This is a genomic window from Azotobacter chroococcum (genome assembly GCF_004339665.1).
GTDB classification, from domain to species: domain Bacteria; phylum Pseudomonadota; class Gammaproteobacteria; order Pseudomonadales; family Pseudomonadaceae; genus Azotobacter; species Azotobacter chroococcum.
In genome coordinates, this window is the sequence record NZ_SMMU01000004.1 from 56,885 (window position 1) to 77,218 (window position 20,334).

Genomic DNA, 20,334 nt, shown 5'->3' on the forward strand with positions numbered 1-20,334 from the left:
GTACCTTCGCCTTTCCACGCCGTCGCCCATTCTCTCGTGTCCGCAGTCCGGCACCGCCTGCCCGTTGCTGGTGGGCTCCTGGCGGGCGCCGAGCGGGCGGATCGGACGGGGATACATGCCCTGTCGACTTTCCGACACCTTATTTATATTTTTTGTTATACATATAACAATTTTCTGTTTTCGAGCCTGATCGCGCCGTTAGGCGGCTTTTAATATAAATAAATAATTGATTTTACTGATATAAATTTTGCGTTGGTGATGGCGATTGGCTGGCACGTCCTGTGCTTTCTGTTTTCTGAATATATAGAAAATGGAGTCATGACCGCATGAACCTGCCCGCTCTTCTCGCACATGCTCTCTGGCGCGGTGTGCGGATCTCCCGCTTCTGGCTGGCAATCGCCGGCCTGTTCGCTGTCGGCGCCCTGCCGGCCTCTGCCGCCGAGTCGCTGACCATCGCCGCCTTCGCCCGCTACCTGCCGGCCGGGCGGGGCCGCCTGGTGCTGGCCTGGCCGAGCGGCCGGACGTTGGCGAAAGCGGAGGACCTCGTCGATCCGAAATTCGCCCGCATCGCCCTGCCGGACGAGCGTCAGGCGGTCTACGGCAAGGCCGCCAGCCAGTTCCTCGCGCGCAGCGCGCTGGCGCAAAGGCTCGAGGGCCGGCTGCTCATGGTGGCCAACGTGCCGCAGGTGTCGGCCTATCTGGTCAGCGGCGAGGTGGATGCCGGCTTCGTCAATCTCACTGACGCGCTCGGCGTGCGCGGGCGCATCGGCGGTTTCCTCGAGATCGACCCGGCGCTCTATGACGAGGTGCGCATCGTCGCCGGCGTCGTCGAGGGACGCGAAACCCTGCCCGGTGTCGAGGCGCTGGCCGAGTTCCTCGCCACGCCCGAGGCCAGGACCATCCTGACCAAGCACGGGCTGTGAGCGAGCCGATCCGCTCGCTGGCGGCCGTGCTCGGCGAGCCGGCCGTCGTCGACGCCCTGCGGCTGACCGCCGAGGTGGCGCTGGCCACGCTGGTGCTGCACCTGCTGCTCGGCGTGGCGCTCGGCTATGCCCTGGCGCGCCTGGGCTGGTTCGGCCGCGGCCTGCTCGATGTGCTGGTGACCCTGCCGCTGGTGTTTCCGCCGGTCGCCACCGGCTTTCTGCTGCTGATGCTGCTCGGCCGCCGCGGCCCGCTCGGCGCCTGGCTGGGCGAGACCTGGGGCGTGGAGGTGGTGTTCTCCTTCGGGGGCGTGCTGATCGCCTCGCTGGTCGCCGGCCTGCCGCTGGTGGTCAAGCCGGTGCAGTCGGCGCTGGAAAGCCTCTCGGCGCGGCTCGGCGAGGCGGCCCGGGTGCTCGGCAAGGGCGAGCCGGAGATCTTCCTGCGCGTGCTGCTGCCGAACATCCGCGGGCCGCTGGCCGCCGGCCTGGTGCTCGGCCTCGGGCGCTCGCTCGGCGAGGTCGGCATCACCCTGATGCTCGGCGGCAACGTTTCCGGGCGCACCACCACGGTGTCGCTGGAAATCTTCAACGCGGTCGGCGGCGGCGAGTTCGAGCGCGCCGCCGTGCTCTCGCTGCTGCTCGGCCTGGTTTCCCTCGCGCTGTTCGCCGTGTTGCGCCGGCTGGGAGCCCTGTAGCGGTTCCCGGCCTCTCCATTCCCAGGGTTTTTTCGATTTTCGTACTACCAGAGAAAGACTCCCATGAAGCAGTTTCCCCTCCATGCGCCGCCGGCCGGCTGGCGCCCCGCGTTCCCCCGCTGCTGCGCCGCCCTGCTGTCGGCGCTGGCCTGCACCGGCGTAGCGGCCGAAGAGGCGCTGTCGCCGATCCTGGTGACCGGCGAGGCGGACGAGTCGCAGGCGCCCTGGTTCGATTCGGACCCCGACTCGCCCTCGACGGTATACCGGGTCGGCCGCGAGGGCATCGAGCTGTTCGGCGGCAAGGGCGGCAGCAATCCCTATTCGATGATTTCCCGGCTGCCGGCGGTGCAGGTGCACGGCACCGATGCCTGGGGGCTGGTCAACCAGCAGGGCGGCAACAAGGGCCTGCGGGTGCGCGGGGAGATGGCCACCCACGGCGCCAACGGCACCGTCGAGGGCATGCCGCTCAACGGCCCGGGACCGGGGCCGGGCTACCTGTTCCTGCTCGATGCCGAGAACATCGCCGGCGTCTCGCTCGCCCAGGGCCCGGTCGCCCCCGACCGCTTCTCCCTCTACGACAGCTCCGGCCAGCTCGACACGCGCATCCTCTGGCCCAAGGCCGAGGCGGGCGGTGTGGTGTCCCTCGGCGTGGGCGAGGAGGACTTCCGCCGCCGCTTCGTGCGCCTCGACACGGGCCGGCTGGCCAGCGACACCGCGCTGTTCGTCTCGGCCTCCAAGACCGGCGCCGACAAGTGGCGCGGCAGCGGGCAGTCGCCCAAGCGCCGCGACACCTTCGCCATGGGCCTAATCCAGGGGCTCGGTCCGCTGGACATGAAGTTCTTCGCCGCCCACAACGAGATGGCCGCGGACAACTACAAGGGCCTGAGCTACGAGCAGTCCAAGGACCAGTCGCTCTACGACGAGATCGACTATGACGAAAGCCCCACCGGCAAGGGCGCCGCGGCGCTGGCCAACTGGCAGGGCTACAACCGCCAGGCGTTCAAGACCACCGCGGCCTTCGCCGAGTTCGACTATGCGCTGGGCGCCGACACCCACCTGGTGTTCAAGCCCTTCTACAGCAAGGAGGACGGCGAGTACCTGTATGCCAGCGGCAACGTCGTGCGCAAGTGGCGGATCGACCAGAAGACCTACGGGGCGATCGCCGAGCTGCACACCAGGCTGGCCGGAACCGGGCTGACCTTCGGCTACGGCTGGGTGTCCAGCGAGCCGCCGGCGCCGGCGACGCGCTGGAAGGACTACACGCCGAACGCCTCCGGCGGCCTGACCTTCTCCAGATGGAGCATGCTGGCCGACGTCGACCACCGTCACGACCTGCACAACCTGTTCGCCGTCGCCGAACGCAGCTTCGGCGCCCTCAGCGTCAAGGCCGGGGTGCGCTACGTGCGCGACGTGCTGCCCTCGATCAAGTACTACGACCCCGCGGGGGTCGGCGATCTGTCCTACGAGGACGCCCTCGACCGGTCGCGGGGCGAGGTGGCGTCGCGCAGCGTCGACAGCAGCACCATCGAGGAATGGGCGCCCTACCTGGCGCTGCGCTACCAGCTGAGTCCGCTGATCGAGTTGCGCGCTTCGGCCGGACGCAACCTGGGCACGCCGGCCTTCGACTCCTTCCATGCGCCGGTGGTCTCCGGCGTGTCCAAGCAGCAGCTGTGGAGCGACAGCGAGATGGAGGTCGCCGACGGCATCGACCTCGCCGTGCGCTTCAATTTCGCCCGCGGCTATCTCGAGCCGCTGCTCTTCTACACCCGCTACAGGAACAAGGGGGTTTCGCTCTACGACCCAGAGTACAAGGCCTCCTACACCCAGAACATCGCCGACGCGCGGCGCTTCGGCCTGGTGCTGGTCGGCGGCTGGGAGGCGCTGCCCGGGCTCAACCTGTTCGGCAACCTGAGCTGGATCCGCGCCGAGTTCGAGGACGATCTGCAGACCGGCGCGAACACCACCCTGGAGACCGAGGGCGAGCAACTGCCCGACGTGCCCCGGCGCATGGCCACCCTCGGCGCCTCCTGGACCCATGGCCGCTTCACCCTGTCGCCGGTGCTGCACTACATGGGCCGGCGCTACGCCAACGTCGAGCACACCCAGACCATGGCCGCCTACAGCGTGACCAACCTCGACCTCGCCTACCGCGTGCCGGTCAGCCGGGGCCGGCTGCAGGCGAACCTGGCGGTGATCAACCTGTTCGACAAGCGCTACATCGGCTTCAACAACGCCAACGAGACCAACAACGGCAGCAGCTTCTTCCCGGGCGCGCCGCGCACGCTGATGGCCAAGCTCGCCTACGAGTTCTGAGCAGAGGAGAGAGGATCATGCAGTTGAGGAACCTGAGGGGGCTGGCCCGCTGCGCGCCCCTGCTGCTCGGCCTGCTGCTGGGGCTGGCGCCGGGCGCGCGGGCCGGGGAGCCGCTGCGCCTGGCGATGGTCGGCGGCATCCAGCTGAGCGGCGTCGGCGAGCGGCTGCGGGCGCGCCTGGAGGCGGCCACCGGCGTTCGCCTGGAGCTGGTCGCGGTGGCGAACAAGGAAGCCATCGTGCCGCGCTTCGTGCGCGGCGAGGCCGATCTTTTGCTGATCCATGGCGGCAGCGAGACCTTCGCCCTGCAGGCTTCAGGGCTGGGCGGCCGGATGCAGGTGTGGGGCTTCAACGAGCACGTGCTGGTCGGCCCTGCCGAGGACCCGGCCAGGGTGCGCGGCGCGGCGGACGGCGCCGAGGCCTTGCGGCGCATCGCCGCGGCGCGCGCGCCCTTCGTCGCCTTCCGCGATGCCGGCAGCCACGAGATCGTCCAGCGCCTGTGGAAGCAGGCCGGCATCCGCCCGGCGGCGGACTGGGTGCTGCCCGACGAGGGCGAGCGGCCGCAGGAAATCCTCGCCCAGGCCGCGCAGCGACGGGCCTACGTGGTGGTCGGCGGGATTCCCGCGGCCTTCGGCAAGCTGCACGGCGAGGGCCTGGAGATCCTCCTGCGCGGCGACCGGCGGATGCGCCGGGCCTATGTGGCGCTGGAGCCGGGGCCGGCCCATCCGGCTTCCGCCGCGGCGCGCGACGGTGCCCGGCGGGTGGTCGACTACCTGGTCTCGCCGGCCGGGCAGGCCGATCTGGCCGCCGCCGACGCCGAGGCCGGCGGCCCGTGGATCTACGGGCTGGCGGAGGCGCCGCCGGCGCTCAGCGCAGGCCGTGCAGCGGCGTCGCCAGCCAGTCCCCGGCACTGACCAGCACGCTGTCGCCCGGCTCCAGCCTGGCGCGCTCCGCCGCGCGGGCGAGGCAGGTGCGGCCCTCGGCCTCGATGCGGTAGAGCGGGCTGCCGTCGGCGGCAGCGATGCGCTCGACCACCCGGCCGGCGAGGGTCAGGCGCTGTTCGGCATCGGCAGGGCCGCCGGCGCCGAACAGCCGCGCCGGCGGCGCATCGGCGGCGACCCGGCCGGCCTCCAGCAGCACCGCGCGTTCGCACAGGCGCAGGGCCTCGCCCGGATCGTGGGTGACCAGCAGCAGGGTGGTGCGCTGGCGCTCGCGCAGGGCGCCGGCGAGGGCCGAGAGCGGCTCGTCGAGCAGCAGCAGCTCCGGCTCCGCGGCCAGGGCGCGGGCCAGCGCCAGGCGCTGCTGCTGGCCGCCGGGCAGGCGTGCTGGCCGCTCGCGGGGCGGGCGGTCGATGCCGCAGGCGCTGTCCAGCCAGATCCTGCCGAAGGCGGCGATGTAGCCGCCGTCGGCCGGCTGCAGGCCGGCGAGCAGGCGCAGCAGGCTGGTCTTGCCGCTGCCGGAGGGGCCGAGCAGGGCGAGGCTTTCGCCGCGGGCGATGTCCAGTTCGATATCGAGTTCGAGGGGGCCGTTGGCCGAGGTCAGGCGCTTGCGCAGGTGGAAGTGCAGGCGCTCCGGCGGTACCGGACGGCTGGAGCGGGGACGGCGAAGGAAGTTCGGAAGCGTGAAGAGGGGCATGGCGGAGGCTCGTGACGAGGCGTGCCCGTTGCAAGCACGCCCCATGCCATCCGTGGAGGAGTCGTCCGTCAGGCCGGAACGCCGAGGATCACGTTCGAGGCCTTGATCACCGCGCTGGCGCTGGCGCCCGGCTTCAGGCCCAGCTCGGCCACGGCTTCCTTGGTGACCATGGAGGTGATCTCGGTGCCGCCCGGCAGGGCCAGGGTGACTTCGGCGTTGACCGCGCCGGTCTCGATGCTCTTGACGGTGCTGGTCAGGATGTTGCGGGCGGACAGCCGATAGCCGCTGCTGTCGGTCATCAGCAGGACCCAGGGCGCCTTGATCACGGCGACCACCGGCTTGCCGGCGGCCAGCTCCAGGGACCTGGCGCTTTCCAGGGTCACCACGGCAGCGAGCTTGTCGCCGCCGCCCAGGACGATGTCCACTTCGGCGTTGACCGAGCCTTCCTTCAGGGCGCTGACGGTACCGTTGAAGACGTTGCGGGCGCTGATTTTCATGCTGTGTTCCTCATCCGATTGTCTGCAGGGTTTGGCACAACCGCTATATCATGTGCAACATAAATTGTCGTGAACATGACAACTCATGTGGAGCGGGAGTATAGACAAGTCCATTATAGGCACGGAACAATAGCGAAATGCCGTTTGGCATGTGAATTGCTTTATATAAACTCATGTAGATAGATAAGTTACAGGCCGCAAACGATGACTGCCACCCGCTTTCTTGCCCGCATGTCCCTGGACACCGATGTCGGTACCGCCCTGTCCGATACCCGCATCCGCCTGCTCGAGCAGATCGAGCGCGAGGGCTCGATCAACCGGGCCGCCAAGGCCGTGCCGCTTTCCTACAAGGCGGCCTGGGATGCCATCGACACCATGAACAACCTCGCCCCCGAGCCCCTGGTGGTGCGGGTCGCCGGCGGCCGCCAGGGGGGGGGCACCCAGCTCACCGAATACGGCCGGCGCATCATCGCCATGTACCGTGCCCTGGAGATCGAGTACCAGCACGCCCTCGACCGCCTCTCCGAGCGCCTCAACGAGGTGACCGGCGGCGACATCCAGGCCTTCCAGCGCCTCATGCACTCGATGAGCCTGAAGACCAGCGCGCGCAACCAGTTCGCCGGCACCATCACCGGCCTGCGCGTCGGTGGCGTCGACTACGAGGTGCGCATCCGCCTGGATGCCGAGAACGAGATCGCCGCGATCATCACCAAGGCCAGCGCGGAAAACCTCGAGCTGGCCATGGGCAAGGAGGTCTTCGCGCTGGTCAAGTCCTCGTCGGTGATGCTCACCACCGAGCGCTCGCTCAAGCTCACCGCGCGCAACCAGCTGTGGGGCGAGGTCGTCGAGATCCACGAGGGGCCGGTGAACAGCGAGGTGACCCTGGCGCTGCCGTCCGGGCGCAGCGTGACCTGCGTGGTCACCGCCGACAGCTGCGAGGCGCTCGGCCTGGCCCCGGGGGTGGAGGCCTGCGCCTTCTTCAAGTCGTCCAGCGTGATCCTCGCCGTCTACGACTGAGCCGTTTCCCTGTTCCGTTTCCTTCAACATGGAGTAGTCCCATGAGCTTTTCGCTGTCCCGCCTGTGCATCGCCCTGAGCGCCGGTCTGCTCGCCTGCGCCGCCCAGGCCGGGGAGGTGCAGATCGCCGTCGCCGCCAACTTCACCGCGCCGATCAAGGAGATCGCCGCCGAGTTCGAGAAGGACACCGGCCACAAGGTGATCGCCTCCCTCGGCCCGACCGGCGGCTTCTATACCCAGATCCACAACGGCGCACCCTTCGAGGTCTTCCTCTCCGCCGACGACGCCACCCCGGAGCGGCTGGAGAAGGAAGGCGCCATCGTTCCGGGCTCGCGCTTCACCTACGCGATCGGCAAGCTGGTGCTCTGGTCGGCCAAGCCGGGCTACGTGGACGGCAAGGGCGAGGTGCTGAAGAAGAACGCCTTCAAGCACCTGGCCATCGCCAACCCGAAGACCGCGCCCTACGGCGCCGCCGCCATCCAGGTGCTGGCCAAGCTCGGCCTGGGCGAGGCGGTCAAGCCGAAGCTCGTCGAGGGCGCCAACATCGCCCAGGCGCACCAGTTCGTTTCCACCGGCAACGCCGAACTGGGCTTCGTCGCCCTGTCGCAGGTGTCCAAGGACGGCAAGCTCACCGAAGGCTCCGGCTGGACCGTGCCGGCCGAGCTACACGATCCGATCCGCCAGGATGCGGTGATTCTCGCCAAGGGCAAGGACAACCCGGCGGCCCAGGCGCTGGTCGATTACCTCAAGGGGCCCAAGGCCGCCGCGGTGATCAAGGCCTACGGCTACGACCTGTAAGCGCAGGAGGCCCCGGCAATGCCGCTGTCCGCACTCGATTTCGCCGCCATCCGCCTGACCCTGGAGCTGGCCTCGCTGACCACCCTGCTGCTGCTGATAATCGGCACGCCGATCGCCTGGTGGCTGGCGCGCACCCGCTCGCGCCTGAAGGGGGCGATCGGCGCGGTGGTGGCCTTGCCGCTGGTGCTGCCGCCGACCGTGCTCGGCTTCTACCTGCTGGTGACCATGGGGCCGTACGGCCCTGTCGGTCAACTGACCCAGTCCCTGGGCCTCGGCACGCTGCCCTTCACCTTCGCCGGCCTGGTGGTGGCGTCGGTGTTCTATTCGCTGCCCTTCGTCGTGCAGCCCTTGCAGAACGCCTTCGAGGCGATCGGCGAGCGCCCGCTGGAGGTCGCCGCGACGTTGCGCGCCGGCCCCTGGGATACCTTCTTCACCGTGGTGCTGCCGCTGGCCCGGCCCGGTTTCGTCACCGCCGCGATTCTCGGCTTCGCGCATACCGTGGGCGAGTTCGGCGTGGTGCTGATGATCGGCGGCAACATCCCGGAAAAGACCCGCACCGTGGCGGTACAGATCTTCGACCACGTCGAGGCGATGGAGTACGCTCAGGCCCACTGGCTTTCCGGTGGCATGGTGCTGTTCTCCTTCCTCGTGCTGCTCGCCCTCTATTCCAGCCGCCGCTTCAAGCCGGGGCTGAGCTGATCCGCCGGGAGGTTTCCCCATGAGCACCATCCTCGAACTCGCCGCCGCCAAGGCCGACGCCGCCCGTTCGGCCAGCGTGCCGGCGGACGGCATCCGCGCCCGCTTCCGGGTGAACTATGCCGGGTTCGCGCTGGATGTCGACCTGAAGCTGCCGGGACACGGGGTGACCGCGCTGTTCGGCCATTCCGGCTCCGGCAAGACCACCGTCCTGCGCTGCGTCGCCGGCCTGGAGCGGGCCGCCGAGGCCTACCTGGAGATCAACGGCGAGGTCTGGCAGGACAGCGCCGCCGGGGTGTTCCTGCCGACCCACAGGCGCGCGCTCGGCTACGTGTTCCAGGAGTCCAGCCTGTTTCCCCATCTGACGGTGCGGCGCAACCTGGAATACGGCCTGAAGCGCGTCGATGCCGCCAGCCGGCGGGTGTCCTGGGACCGGGTGCTCGAGCTGCTCGGCATCGGCCACCTGCTCGACCGCCTGCCCGGCCGCCTGTCCGGCGGCGAGCGCCAGCGCGTCGGCATCGCCCGCGCGCTGCTCACCAGTCCGCGCCTGCTGCTGCTGGACGAGCCGCTGGCGGCGCTCGACCTCAAGCGCAAGAACGAGATCCTGCCCTACCTCGAGCGCCTGCACGACGAGCTGGACATCCCGGTGCTGCTGGTCAGCCATTCGCCGGACGAAGTGGCGCGCCTGGCCGACCACGTGGTGCTGCTCGACCAGGGCCGGGTGGTCGCCCAGGGCGCCCTGCAGGAAACCCTGGCGCGGCTCGACCTGCCCACCGCCTTCAGCGAGGACGCCGGGGTGGTCATCGAGTCGGTGGTGGCCGAGCACGACGACCACTACCACCTCACCCGCCTCGAATTTCCCGGCGGCGCGGTGCTGGTCGCCCGTCGCCCGGAGGCGCTCGGCCAGCGCCTGCGCCTGCGCGTGCACGCCCGCGACGTCAGCCTGGCGCTCAGCCAGATCGAGGACACCAGCATCACCAACGTGCTGCCGGCCATGGTCCGCGAGGTGGTCGAGGCCGACACCCCGGCCCACGTGCTGGTGCGCCTGGACGCCGAGGGCACGCCGCTGATCGCGCGCATCACCCGCCGCTCCTGCGACCAGCTCGAAATCCTGCCCGGCAAGCGCATGTGGGCGCAGATCAAGGCGGTGGCGCTGCTCGGCTGAGGCCGCGGCTTCAGGCGGCCGGCGCCGGCGCCAGGGCGGTGCGCCGCCACAGCGCCGCGCCGGCCAGCACCAGCAGCAGGCACAGCGCGCCGACGTAGTAGGCCGGCCCCAGCGGGCTCCACTTCAGCAGCAGGCTGACCAGGATCGGCGTCAGGCCGCCGCAGATGGCGTAGGCCAGGTTGTAGGAGAACGACAGCCCGGAGAAGCGCACTACCGCCGGGAAGGCCTTGACCATCACCATGGGAATGGCGCCGATGGTGCCGACGCAGAGGCCGGCCAGGGCGTACAGCGGCAGCAGCAGGTCGCGGTGCTCGGCGAGGCTGGCGTAGAACGCCGAAGAACTCAGTAGCAGCAGCAGGCCGCCGCAGACGAAGGTCGGTCCGGCGCCGAAGCGGTCCGCCGAGAGGCCGGCGAGCACGCAACCGAAGGTCAGGCCGACGATGGCCAGGCTGTTGGCCGCGAGCGCCTCGCCGGCGGCGAAGCCGTGCTGGGTCTGCAGCAGGGTCGGGGTCATCAGGATGATCACCACGATGCCGGCCGACAGCACCCAGGTCAGCAGCATCGACAGCAGCACCGCCGGGCGGTGTTCGCGCAGCACCGCCTTGAGCGGCAGCTCGGCGGCCAGCGACTGGCGCAGCTGCAGCTCGGCGAACACCGGCGTCTCGTGCAGCCAGCGGCGCAGGTAGACCGAGAGCAGGCCGAACACCCCGCCGAGCAGGAAGGGGATGCGCCAGGCCCAGTCGGCCAGCTCCGCGGGGCTGAACGCCCGGTTGATCGCGCTGGCGGTCAGCGAGCCGAGCAGGATGCCGGCGGTCAGTCCGGCGGTCAGGGTGCTGCAGGCGAAGCCGATGCGCCGCTCCGGCACGTGCTCGGAGACGAACACCCAGGCCCCCGGCACCTCGCCGCCGATCGCCGCGCCCTGCACCACGCGCAGGGTCAGCAGCGCCAGCGGCGCCCAGATGCCGATCTGCGCGTAGGTCGGCAAGAGGCCCATGCACAGGGTCGGCACGGCCATCATGAAGATGCTCAGGGTGAACATCCGCTTGCGGCCGAGCAGGTCGCCGAAGTGGGCCATGACGATGCCGCCCAGCGGACGCGCCAGGTAGCCGGCGGCGAAGATGCCGAAGGTCTGCAGCTGGCGCAGCCACTCGGGCATCTCGGCAGGGAAGAACAGCTTGCCGAGCACCGCGGCGAAGAACACGAAGATGATGAAGTCGTAGAACTCCAGCGCGCCGCCGAGGGCGGAGAGCGAGAGGGTCTTGAGGTCGCTGCGGGTCAACGGGCGCGCCGCGGGCGCGGCGCCGGAGTGCTCGGCGGGCATGGGGCTGGCTTCTCGGGACTGGGGGCAAGAGGGAACGCCGGCGCACCATAGCAAATTACGCACGGCCGGGCAGCTGCGGCCGCCATCGCCCTGGCCAGAGCGGCCGGGCCTTTCCTCCGACGAATGCCCCCGCGCCGAGTCATGACAAAAGCATGGCATTGGCGCATTATTCGCGCGGTTTTTATTCAGCAACCGTGGGCAATTTCGCCGGCGCGCCGTCATAGCCGAAGGACGACGCGCAGGGGCGCCGAAACGACCTGGCCACAAGGGTAACGGCATGTCTCAACTCGAAACCTTCTATGACGTGATGCGGCGTCAGGGCATCACCCGCCGCAGCTTTCTCAAGTACTGCAGCCTGACGGCCGCGGCCCTGGGCCTCGGCCCGACCTTCGCCCCGCAGATCGCCCACGCGATGGAAACCAGGCCGCGCACCCCGGTGCTCTGGCTGCACGGCCTGGAGTGCACCTGCTGCTCCGAGTCGTTCATCCGCTCCGCGCACCCGCTGGTCAAGGACGTGGTGCTGTCGATGATCTCGCTGGACTATGACGACACCCTGATGGCCGCCGCCGGCCACCAGGCCGAGGCGGCCCTCGAAGAGACCATGAGGAAGTACAAGGGCGAGTACATCCTCGCCGTGGAAGGCAACCCGCCGCTCAACGAGGACGGCATGTTCTGCATCGTCGGCGGCAAGCCGTTCCTCGACCAGCTCAAGCACGCCGCCAAGGACGCCAAGGCGGTGATCGCCTGGGGCAGCTGCGCCAGCTGGGGCTGCGTGCAGGCGGCCAAACCGAACCCGACCCAGGCGGTGCCGATCCACAAGGTGATCACCGACAAGCCGATCATCAAGGTGCCGGGCTGCCCGCCGATCGCCGAGGTGATGACCGGGGTGATCACCTACATGCTGACCTTCGGCAAGCTGCCCGAGCTGGACCGCCAGGGCCGGCCGAAGATGTTCTACGGCCAGCGCATCCACGACAAATGCTACCGCCGCCCGCACTTCGACGCCGGCCAGTTCGTCGAGCACTGGGACGACGAGGGCGCGCGCAAGGGCTACTGCCTGTACAAGGTCGGCTGCAAGGGCCCGACCAGCTACAACGCCTGTTCCACGGTGCGCTGGAACGAGGGCACCTCCTTCCCGATCCAGGCCGGCCACGGCTGCATCGGCTGCTCGGAGGACGGCTTCTGGGACAAGGGCTCGTTCTATGAGCGGCTGACCACCATCCCGCAGTTCGGCATCGAGAAGAACGCCGACCAGATCGGCGCCGCGGTCGCCGGCGGCGTCGGTGCCGCCATCGCCGCCCACGCCGCGGTCACCGCCATCAAGCGTCTGCAGAACAAGGGGGATCAGGCATGAGCAGCCTGCCGAACGCCAGCCAGCTGGACAAATCCGGCCGGCGCATCGTCGTCGACCCGGTGACCCGCATCGAAGGCCACATGCGCTGCGAGGTCAACGTCGACGCCAACAACATCATCACCAACGCGGTGTCCACCGGCACCATGTGGCGCGGTCTGGAAGTCATCCTCAAGGGCCGCGACCCGCGCGACGCCTGGGCCTTCGTCGAGCGCATCTGCGGCGTCTGCACCGGCACCCACGCGCTGACCTCGGTGCGCGCGGTGGAGGATGCCCTAGGCATCCAGATCCCCTACAACGCGCACCTGATCCGCAACCTGATGGACAAGACGCTGCAGGTGCACGACCACATCGTGCACTTCTACCACCTGCACGCGCTGGACTGGGTCAACCCGGTCAACGCCCTGAAGGCCGACCCCAAGGCGACCTCCGCGCTGCAGCAGGCGGTCTCGCCGGCCCATGCCAAGTCCAGCCCCGGCTACTTCCGCGACGTGCAGACACGCCTGAAGAAGTTCGTCGAGAGCGGCCAGCTCGGCCTGTTCTCCAACGGCTACTGGGACAACCCGGCCTACAAGCTGCCGCCCGAGGCGGACCTGATGGCCGTGGCGCACTACCTGGAAGCGCTGGACCTGCAGAAGGACATCGTCAAGATCCACACGATCTTCGGCGGCAAGAACCCGCACCCCAACTACATGGTCGGCGGCGTGGCCTGTGCCATCAACCTGGACGACGTCGGCGCCGCCGGCGCGCCGGTCAACATGACCAGCCTGAACTTCGTCCTCGAGCGCATCCACGAGGCCCGCGAGTTCACCAGGAACGTCTACCTGCCGGACGTGCTGGCGGTCGCCGGGATCTACAAGGACTGGCTGTACGGCGGCGGCCTGGCCGGCCACAACCTGCTCTCCTACGGCACCTTCACCCGGGTCCCGGGCGACAAGTCCAGCGACCTCTTGCCGGCCGGCGCCATCGTCGGCGGCAACTGGGACGAGGTGCTGCCGGTCGACGTGCGCGATCCCGAGGAGATCCAGGAGTTCGTCAGCCACTCCTGGTACAGCTACGCCGACGAGACCAAGGGCCTGCACCCCTGGGATGGCGTCACCGAGCCGAAATTCGAGTTGGGTCCGAACACCAAGGGCACCCGCACGAACATCCAGGAGCTGGACGAGGCGCACAAGTACAGCTGGATCAAGGCGCCGCGCTGGCGCGGCCACGCCATGGAGGTCGGCCCGCTGGCGCGCTACATCATCGCCTACGCCTCCGGCCGCGAATACGTCAAGGAGCAGGTCGACCGCTCGCTGTCCGCCTTCAACCAGAGCACCGGTCTGGCCCTCGGCCTCAAGCAGTTCCTGCCCTCGACCCTCGGCCGCACCCTGGCGCGCGCCCTGGAATGCGAGCTGGCGGTGGACAGCATGCTCGACGACTGGCAGGCCCTGGTCGGCAACATCAAGGCCGGCGACCGCGCCACCGCCAACGTCGAGAAGTGGGACCCGAGCACCTGGCCGAAGGAGGCCAAGGGCGTCGGCATCAACGAGGCGCCGCGCGGCGCCCTCGGCCACTGGATCAGGATCAAGGACGGCAAGATCGAGAACTACCAGGCGATCGTGCCGACCACCTGGAACGGCACCCCGCGCGACCATCTGGGCAACATCGGCGCCTACGAGGCCGCGCTGCTCAACACCAGGATGGAGCGCCCGGACGAGCCGGTGGAGATCCTGCGCACCCTGCACAGCTTCGACCCCTGCCTGGCCTGTTCGACCCACGTGATGTCGCCGGACGGCCAGGAGCTGACCCGGGTGAAGGTCCGCTGAACCGGAGGATTGCGCGATGGCACTGGAAAAATCCCTGGAAACCGGCGACGGCCAGGAGAAGGTCCGCAAGCAGACCGCGGTGTATGTCTACGAGGCGCCGCTGCGCCTCTGGCACTGGGTCACGGCGCTGTCCATCGTCGTGCTCGGCGTGACCGGCTACTTCATCGGCGCGCCGCTGCCGACGATGCCCGGCGAGGCGATGGACAACTACCTGATGGGCTACATCCGCTTCGCCCACTTCGCCGCCGGCTATGTGCTGGCGATCGGCTTCGTCGGCCGGGTCTATTGGGCCTTCGTCGGCAACCATCACGCCCGCGAGCTGTTCCTCGTGCCGGTGCACCGCAAGGCCTGGTGGAAGGAGCTGTGGCACGAGGTGCGCTGGTACCTGTTCCTCGAGAAGGTCCCGAAGAAGTACATCGGCCACAACCCGCTGGGCCAGCTGGCGATGTTCTGCTTCTTCGTGGTCGGCGCGGTGTTCATGAGCGTCACCGGCTTCGCCCTCTACGCCGAGGGCCTGGGGCAGGGCAGCTGGGCCGACCGGCTGTTCGGCTGGGTGATCCCGCTGTTCGGCCAGAGCCAGGACGTGCATACCTGGCATCATCTTGGCATGTGGTACCTCATCGTCTTCGTCATGATCCACGTCTATCTGGCCGTGCGCGAAGACATCGTGTCCCGGCAGTCGCTGATCTCCACCATGGTCGGCGGCTGGCGGATGTTCAAGGACGACCGGCCGGACTGACCGCCCTGGCGCACCGCCAGAGGGCGCAGGCAGTCTGCGCCGCACTGTTTTTCACCGCCCGGGCCGCTGGTCGTCCCGGGCTTTCGCCATCAGGGACGTGCGAGTTGACCCACGGTCCGGGCCTTATAGCCCGGCGGTAAACGATCCATGACAGGCTCCAGCCCCAACATCCTCATTCTCGGCATCGGCAATCTGCTCTGGGCGGACGAAGGCTTCGGCGTGCGCTGCGTCGAGCTGCTCAACGAGCGCTACCGCTTTCCCGACGGCGTGCGGCTGATGGACGGCGGCACCCAGGGCATCTACCTGGTGCAGCACGTCCAGCAGGCCGACTGCCTGATCGTCTTCGACGCCGTCGACTACGGCCTGGTCCCCGGCACTCTGAAGATCGTGCGCGACGACGAGGTGCCCAGGTTCATGGGCGCCAAGCGCATGAGCCTGCACCAGACCGGTTTCCAGGACGTGCTGGCGCTCGCCGCGTTCACCGGCGCCTATCCGCGCGAGCTGCTGCTGGTCGGCGTGCAGCCCGCGGAGCTGGAGGACTTTGGCGGCAGCCTGCGCGAGCCGGTGCGCGCCCAGCTGGAGCCGGCGCTGGCGATCGCCCTGGCGTTCCTCGCCGAACGCGGGGTGCTCGCCACGCCGCGCGAGGGCGATGCCGAGCAACTGGCCCCGGCGCAGCTGGCCCTCGGCCGCTACGAGGCCGAGCGTCCGGCCGAGGACGTGGCCTACCGTCACGGCGATATCCGCTTCATCGCCCAGCCGGGCCGGGAGGAGGACTGAACATGTGCATCGGCATTCCCCTGCAGGTGCTGGAGTGCGCGCCGGGCCGCGCCCTGTGCGGCGACGACCGGGAGGCGCGCTGGATCGACACCCGGCTGATCGAGCCGCCGGCGCCCGGCGACTGGCTGCTGGTGTTCCTCGATGTCGCCCGCGAAGCCCTCGACGCCGAGCGCGCCGCGCAGATCCGCGACGCCCTGTGCGCGCTGCAGGCCGTGCAGGCGGGCGATCTGGCCGCGCTCGACGGGCTGTTCGCCGACCTCGACCGTGAGCCGCAACTGCCGCCCCACCTGCAGGCGCAACTGCCACCCAAGGAGCCGCATTCCCCATGAGTCATCCCCTGATCGAGCGCCTGACCGCGACGCTCGGCTACCCGCTGCTGGACGCCGCCGGTTTCGACCGCCAGGTGCAGGCGCAGCCGTTCTCCGTGCTGTTCTTTGCCGGCGATCCCAGGCGCTTTCCCGAATCGCTCGACGTCGCGGTGATCCTGCCGGAACTGGTCAAGGCCTTCCCGCAGCTCGCTCCAGCGCTGGTCGCCGGCGAGGACGAAGCCGGCCTGCAGGGGCGCTACGGTTTCGCCGTCTGGCCGACCCTGGTGTTTCTGAAGGAGGGGCGCTTCCTGGGCAGCCTGTCGCGGGTGCTGAACTGGGACGAATACCTCGAGCGCATCCCGGCGATCCTCGCCGGCGAGCCCGAAGACCTGCCACGCATTCCCGTGCTGTCGCTGGATGGCGGCGCATCTTCTTCCTGCAGCCAGATGGAGGCTAGCGAACCATGATCGGCACCCAGTCCATTCTCCCGCCCGGCTTCGGCCCCGGCTCGCACGGCGAAGAGGACCGGCTCGACTACCTGCCGATGCCGCGCGAGATGCACACCTTCGAGCGCCCCTCGCTGCCGGAGCCCGAGCAGCTGGACTCGCACCCGATCGCCCTGGCGCTGCTGGAGCGGCTGCAGGAGGCGCTGGGCGCCTACCGGATCGGCGAGCAGAGCCGGGTGATCGGCCTCGACCGCCAGCCCAAGGCCGACCTGAAGCTGCTCCAGCAGATCCTCGGCGAAGGCGAGGTGGCGATTCAGGTCGGCGGCCAGCGCCCGGTGCGCATCCAGGAAACCGTGCTGGCCGGGGTCTGGTGGGTGCAACTGCAGGTCGGCCTGGGCGAGGTCGTCGGCCAGTGGCTGGAGGTCGCCGACATCCCCGCGCTGGTGCGCCGCCGGGCCTTCGCCGAGGCCCGCTGGCCGCGCCTTGGCGCCACTCTTCCGGACGATCTGCTGAATGCCGGCCCGGTGCTGGTGGAGCTGCTCGAGGCGGCGAAGCAGCATGCCGAGCACGCGAGCGCCACGCCGCACGTGATCAACCTGTCGCTGCTGCCGTTCTCCGCCGAGGACCAGCGCTTCCTCGCCGAGCAGCTGGGCGAGGGGCCGGTGACCGTACTCTCGCGCGGCTACGGCAACTGCCGCATCGCCAGCACCGCGACCCCCGGCATCTGGCGCGTGCAGTACTTCAACAGCACCGACCGGCTGATCCTCGATACCCTGGAGGTGACCGCCATCCCACAGGCGGCCTGCGCCGCCCAGGAGGACATCGACGACTCCGCCGAGCGGCTGCGCGAGATCCGCGAGGCGCTGGAGTGAGCACGCGCTTCGAAGGCAGCTACCTGGGCGATGCCGCGCGCCTGGCGGACGAAGCCGTGCTGGAGTGCAAGATCTGCTGGCACCGCTACGATCCCGCCGTGGGCGACGAGGTCTGGCAGATCCCGCCGGGCACGCCCTTCGCCGCGCTGCCGGCGCACTGGCGCTGTCCGCAGTGCGACGGCGACCGCGAGCAGTTCATGGTCGTGGACGACTGAAGGCTCATGCACAGCCGCGAAGCCATCGAAGCCTACTACCGGGCGGTCGGCACGCGCATGGCCGGGCTGCCGGTCTACAACCCGGCGCTCGCCGTGGAGCTGCTCGGCTGGCGCGCGGTCGAGGGCGTCGGCGCGCTCGGCGTGCTGATCACGCCCTGGTGCATGAACCTGTTCTGGCAGCCGCCGGCCGAGGCCGAATTGCCGGCCAAGGGCGAGCGCGCGGTGCTGTCGCTGCCCTCCGGCGACTACGAATGCACCCTGCACGAGGACGAAAGCCTCGGCCGCTACGCCAGCGCCTCGCTGTGCTCGCCGATGCAGGACTTCCCCGACCAGGCCGGGGTGCGGGCGATGGCCGAGGAGGTGCTGCGGCTGGTCTTCGCCGTGCCGGAACCCGAGCCGGAACCGTCGCAAAGCGGCCTGATGAGCCGCCGCACTCTGTTCCGTCGCGCCCTGGGCGGTGCGTCGTGAGCGCCCTGGCTGAACTGGCCGGACGCCTGCAGGTGGAGGTTCGCCAGCAGGACGGCGTCATCCGTGCCGTCGATACTTGTCTGCAGCGCCCGCTGGCGCAGCTTTCCCGCCTGCTGGTCGGGCAGACCGCGGAGGCGGCCCTGGCGCGCCTGCCGCTGCTGTTCAGCCTGTGCGCCGCGGCCCAGCAGGTGGCGGCGCTGCGGGCGCTGGAGCGGGCCGCCTGCTGGCCGGCCGTTCCCGAGGTGGAGGAGGGTCGTGCCCGGCTCGCCGAGCTGGAGCTGATCCGCGAATCCCTGCTGCGCCTGGTGCAGGTCTGGGCGCTGCCGCTACCGCTGGAGCGGCTCAAGGCCTTGGTCGCCCTGTGCCAGCGCGCCGCCGCCCGGCTGCAGCCGCTGACTGTCTTCCGTGCCTCGCCGCTGCCGGCCGATCTGCAGCTTGAGGAGACGCTGGCCGAGCTGGCTGCTATCTGGGCGCATCTTGAACTGCCGGCGCCGGCCGACTGGCTGGGTCCGCGTCTGAGCCGCTGGCAGGAGGTCGCCCTCGGTGGTCCGCTGCCGGCGGTTTTCGATCCGGCGGATCTGCCGGCACTGCTGGCGCAGTTGCGTGCCGGCGATGCCCGCGCCGAGATCGCCGGTGCGCCGCGGATCACCGGCCCGGCGGCCGCCGCCGGGATGCAGGCGACGGCAGCCGCGCAGATCGAGCAGCACGTCGGCGCGCTGCTGCGGCGCACGGCGCAGGCGATAGACTCGCTGCAGCAGCCGCCGCTGCCGCCGGCGGTGGCCGGACTGGACGCGGGGGAGGGCGTCGGCCTGGCGCAGACCGCCCGCGGCGCTCTGCTGCACCGGGTGTGCCTGGACGAGGGGACGGTCGGCGCCTGGCAACTGCTGGCGCCGACCGACTGGAATTTCCATGAAGACGGCCCGCTGCGCCGTCGGCTGTGCGGCGTGCGGGTGGCCGAGGAAGACAGCGAGGCGCTGCTGCGCGCGCTGATCCTCGCGGTCGATCCCTGCGTCGCGTTCGAGGTGAAGATCATTCATGCATGAAATGTCGATCGCCGAGGGCATCGTCCAGCTGCTGGAAGAGCAGGCCGCGGCGCAGCGCTTCGAGCGGGTCAAGGCGGTGTGGCTGGAGATCGGCCCGCTGGCCGCGGTCGAGGTCGAGGCGCTGCGCTTCTGCTTCGAGGCAGTGACCCGCCACAGCCTGGCCGAGGGCGCGCGCCTGGAGATCGTCGAGCTGCCGGGACGCGCCTGGTGCCTCGGCTGCAACGCCAGCGTGGCGATCCGCCAGCGCTACGACGCCTGCCCACAGTGCGGCAGTTACCGATTGCAGGTCACCCAGGGCGACGAGCTGCGGGTCAAGGAACTGGAGGTAGAATAAGCATGTGTACCGTTTGCGGTTGCGCCGAGGGCGAAACCCGGATCGAGGGCGAGCACCACCATCATCACGGCCATGACCATCATCACCGCGAGCACGCCTTCGTGCGCCGCCCGGCGCCGGCCGAGGCCGTGCCGCTGGTGGTCGAGGGCCTCAACCTGCACTTCGGCCAGGGCCCGGCCCGCGCCCACGCGCCGGGCCTCAGCCAGAGCCGCATGGTGCAGATCGAGCAGGACATCCTCGGCAAGAACGACCGCTACGCCGCCGAGAACCGCGCGTGCTTCGAGGCCCTGTCGCTGTTCGTCCTCAACCTGGTGTCCAGCCCCGGCTCGGGCAAGACCACCCTGCTGACCAAAACCATCGAGCTGCTCGGCCGGCACCGGCCGCTGGCGGTGATCGAGGGCGACCAGCAGACCGACCACGACGCCGCGCGCATCCGCGCCACCGGGGTGCCGGCGGTGCAGGTCAACACCGGCAAGGGCTGCCATCTGGACGCGCACATGGTCGGCCGCGCCTTCGAGCAGCTGGAAGGCCTGGAAGGCGGCCTGCTGTTCATCGAGAACGTCGGCAACCTGGTCTGCCCGGCGGCCTTCGATCTGGGCGAGGCGCACAAGGTGGCGATCCTCTCGGTCACCGAGGGCGAGGACAAGCCGCTCAAGTACCCGGACATGTTCCACGCCGCCGACCTGATGCTGCTCAACAAGACCGACCTGCTGCCGCACCTGGACTTCGACGTCGAGGCCTGCATCGCCTACGCCCGGCGGGTCAACCCGGACATCGAGGTGATCCGTGTCTCGGCGCGCAGCGGCGAGGGCATGGGCGAGTGGCTGGCCTGGATCGAACGCCAGCGCGGCGCCCGCCTGCGCACCCGGATCGACGCCCTCAGGGCCCAGGCGCAGGCCCTCGAGGCGCTGCTCTGAATC

At 69.7% G+C, this 20,334-nt stretch carries 23 protein-coding genes; 20 read left to right on the forward strand and 3 right to left on the reverse strand.

The window, feature by feature from the left end; translation table 11 throughout:
• Positions 1-326 precede the first annotated feature (326 nt).
• From modA (EV691_RS05580) to EV691_RS05595, 4 genes are all read left to right on the forward strand, one after another.
• Complete coding sequence (gene modA, locus EV691_RS05580; protein ID WP_131300673.1) at positions 327-923, forward strand: molybdate ABC transporter substrate-binding protein; 597 nt, start codon at positions 327-329, stop codon at positions 921-923.
• Positions 920-1,615, forward strand: a complete 696-nt coding sequence (locus EV691_RS05585) for a molybdate ABC transporter permease subunit (protein ID WP_131300675.1) — start codon at positions 920-922, stop codon at positions 1,613-1,615. Before modA (EV691_RS05580) ends, EV691_RS05585 begins: the two co-directional genes overlap by 4 nt.
• A 63-nt stretch (positions 1,616-1,678) precedes the next feature.
• The gene (locus EV691_RS05590) at positions 1,679-3,928 is read left to right on the forward strand and encodes a TonB-dependent receptor (protein ID WP_131300677.1); all 2,250 of its coding nucleotides are present in this window, start codon (positions 1,679-1,681) and stop codon (positions 3,926-3,928) included.
• Positions 3,929-3,945: 17 nt separating this feature from the next.
• Positions 3,946-4,839 carry a substrate-binding domain-containing protein gene (locus tag EV691_RS05595; protein WP_131300679.1) on the forward strand — a complete coding sequence of 298 codons (894 nt, stop codon included), beginning with the start codon at positions 3,946-3,948 and terminating at the stop codon, positions 4,837-4,839.
• Here the strand turns inward: EV691_RS05595 and EV691_RS05600 are convergent.
• Complete coding sequence (locus tag EV691_RS05600; protein ID WP_131300681.1) at positions 4,793-5,560, reverse strand: ATP-binding cassette domain-containing protein; 768 nt, start codon at positions 5,558-5,560, stop codon at positions 4,793-4,795. The two genes, EV691_RS05595 and EV691_RS05600, sit on opposite strands and share 47 nt — an antisense overlap.
• 68 nt (positions 5,561-5,628) lie before the next feature.
• Positions 5,629-6,057: a TOBE domain-containing protein gene (locus EV691_RS05605; RefSeq protein WP_131300683.1), complete on the reverse strand. Its 429-nt coding sequence runs from the start codon at positions 6,055-6,057 to the stop codon at positions 5,629-5,631.
• 204 nt (positions 6,058-6,261) lie between these two features.
• Between EV691_RS05605 and EV691_RS05610 the strand changes: the two genes are divergently transcribed.
• Genes EV691_RS05610 through modC form a run of 4 tightly spaced genes read left to right on the forward strand, consistent with a single transcriptional unit; the run spans position 6,262 to position 9,732 of the window.
• Positions 6,262-7,074, forward strand: coding sequence for a TOBE domain-containing protein (locus EV691_RS05610; protein WP_039806945.1), 813 nt, complete (start codon positions 6,262-6,264; stop codon positions 7,072-7,074).
• A 41-nt stretch (positions 7,075-7,115) separates the two neighbouring features.
• Positions 7,116-7,871, forward strand: coding sequence for a molybdate ABC transporter substrate-binding protein (modA, locus tag EV691_RS05615; RefSeq protein WP_039806941.1), 756 nt, complete (start codon positions 7,116-7,118; stop codon positions 7,869-7,871).
• An 18-nt stretch (positions 7,872-7,889) separates the two neighbouring features.
• Entirely contained in the window at positions 7,890-8,570 is a 681-nt protein-coding gene (gene modB / locus EV691_RS05620) for a molybdate ABC transporter permease subunit (RefSeq protein WP_039806939.1), read from the forward strand.
• Between the two features lie 19 nt (positions 8,571-8,589).
• Positions 8,590-9,732: a molybdenum ABC transporter ATP-binding protein gene (gene modC / locus EV691_RS05625; protein ID WP_131300685.1), complete on the forward strand. Its 1,143-nt coding sequence runs from the start codon at positions 8,590-8,592 to the stop codon at positions 9,730-9,732.
• 10 nt (positions 9,733-9,742) lie between these two features.
• Here modC and EV691_RS05630 read toward each other — a convergent pair whose 3' ends face one another.
• The gene (locus tag EV691_RS05630; RefSeq protein WP_131300687.1) at positions 9,743-11,053 is read right to left on the reverse strand and encodes an MFS transporter; all 1,311 of its coding nucleotides are present in this window, start codon (positions 11,051-11,053) and stop codon (positions 9,743-9,745) included.
• Positions 11,054-11,330: 277 nt separating this feature from the next.
• On the opposite strand from EV691_RS05630, the gene EV691_RS05635 reads away from it, so the two are divergent.
• The 12 genes from EV691_RS05635 (at position 11,331) to hypB (ending at position 20,331) form a co-directional block, all read left to right on the forward strand.
• Complete coding sequence (locus tag EV691_RS05635) at positions 11,331-12,407, forward strand: hydrogenase small subunit (RefSeq protein ID WP_039806931.1); 1,077 nt, start codon at positions 11,331-11,333, stop codon at positions 12,405-12,407.
• On the forward strand, positions 12,404-14,212 hold the full coding sequence (locus EV691_RS05640; RefSeq protein ID WP_131300689.1) for a nickel-dependent hydrogenase large subunit: 1,809 nt from the start codon (positions 12,404-12,406) through the stop codon (positions 14,210-14,212). Before EV691_RS05635 ends, EV691_RS05640 begins: the two co-directional genes overlap by 4 nt.
• 16 nt (positions 14,213-14,228) lie before the next feature.
• Positions 14,229-14,951, forward strand: coding sequence for a Ni/Fe-hydrogenase, b-type cytochrome subunit (gene cybH, locus EV691_RS05645; RefSeq protein WP_131300691.1), 723 nt, complete (start codon positions 14,229-14,231; stop codon positions 14,949-14,951).
• Positions 14,952-15,098: 147 nt separating this feature from the next.
• Positions 15,099-15,728, forward strand: coding sequence for a HyaD/HybD family hydrogenase maturation endopeptidase (locus EV691_RS05650; RefSeq protein ID WP_131300693.1), 630 nt, complete (start codon positions 15,099-15,101; stop codon positions 15,726-15,728).
• A 2-nt stretch (positions 15,729-15,730) separates the two neighbouring features.
• Positions 15,731-16,057 (forward strand): HypC/HybG/HupF family hydrogenase formation chaperone, encoded by a 327-nt coding sequence (locus tag EV691_RS05655; RefSeq protein ID WP_131300695.1) that lies wholly within the window; start codon positions 15,731-15,733, stop codon positions 16,055-16,057.
• Positions 16,054-16,503 carry a thioredoxin domain-containing protein gene (locus EV691_RS05660; protein ID WP_131300697.1) on the forward strand — a complete coding sequence of 150 codons (450 nt, stop codon included), beginning with the start codon at positions 16,054-16,056 and terminating at the stop codon, positions 16,501-16,503. Before EV691_RS05655 ends, EV691_RS05660 begins: the two co-directional genes overlap by 4 nt.
• Positions 16,500-17,354, forward strand: a complete 855-nt coding sequence (locus tag EV691_RS05665) for a hydrogenase expression/formation protein (protein ID WP_131300699.1) — start codon at positions 16,500-16,502, stop codon at positions 17,352-17,354. Before EV691_RS05660 ends, EV691_RS05665 begins: the two co-directional genes overlap by 4 nt.
• Positions 17,351-17,569, forward strand: a complete 219-nt coding sequence (locus tag EV691_RS05670) for a rubredoxin (RefSeq protein ID WP_131300701.1) — start codon at positions 17,351-17,353, stop codon at positions 17,567-17,569. Before EV691_RS05665 ends, EV691_RS05670 begins: the two co-directional genes overlap by 4 nt.
• Before the next feature lie 6 nt (positions 17,570-17,575).
• Positions 17,576-18,037, forward strand: coding sequence for a [NiFe]-hydrogenase assembly chaperone HybE (hybE, locus tag EV691_RS05675; protein ID WP_131300703.1), 462 nt, complete (start codon positions 17,576-17,578; stop codon positions 18,035-18,037).
• Complete coding sequence (locus tag EV691_RS05680) at positions 18,034-19,080, forward strand: nickel-dependent hydrogenase large subunit (RefSeq protein ID WP_131300704.1); 1,047 nt, start codon at positions 18,034-18,036, stop codon at positions 19,078-19,080. Before hybE ends, EV691_RS05680 begins: the two co-directional genes overlap by 4 nt.
• The gene (gene hypA / locus EV691_RS05685; protein WP_242672618.1) at positions 19,073-19,414 is read left to right on the forward strand and encodes a hydrogenase maturation nickel metallochaperone HypA; all 342 of its coding nucleotides are present in this window, start codon (positions 19,073-19,075) and stop codon (positions 19,412-19,414) included. Before EV691_RS05680 ends, hypA begins: the two co-directional genes overlap by 8 nt.
• A 2-nt stretch (positions 19,415-19,416) precedes the next feature.
• On the forward strand, positions 19,417-20,331 hold the full coding sequence (gene hypB / locus EV691_RS05690) for a hydrogenase nickel incorporation protein HypB (RefSeq protein ID WP_131300706.1): 915 nt from the start codon (positions 19,417-19,419) through the stop codon (positions 20,329-20,331).
• Positions 20,332-20,334: the final 3 nt, after the last annotated feature.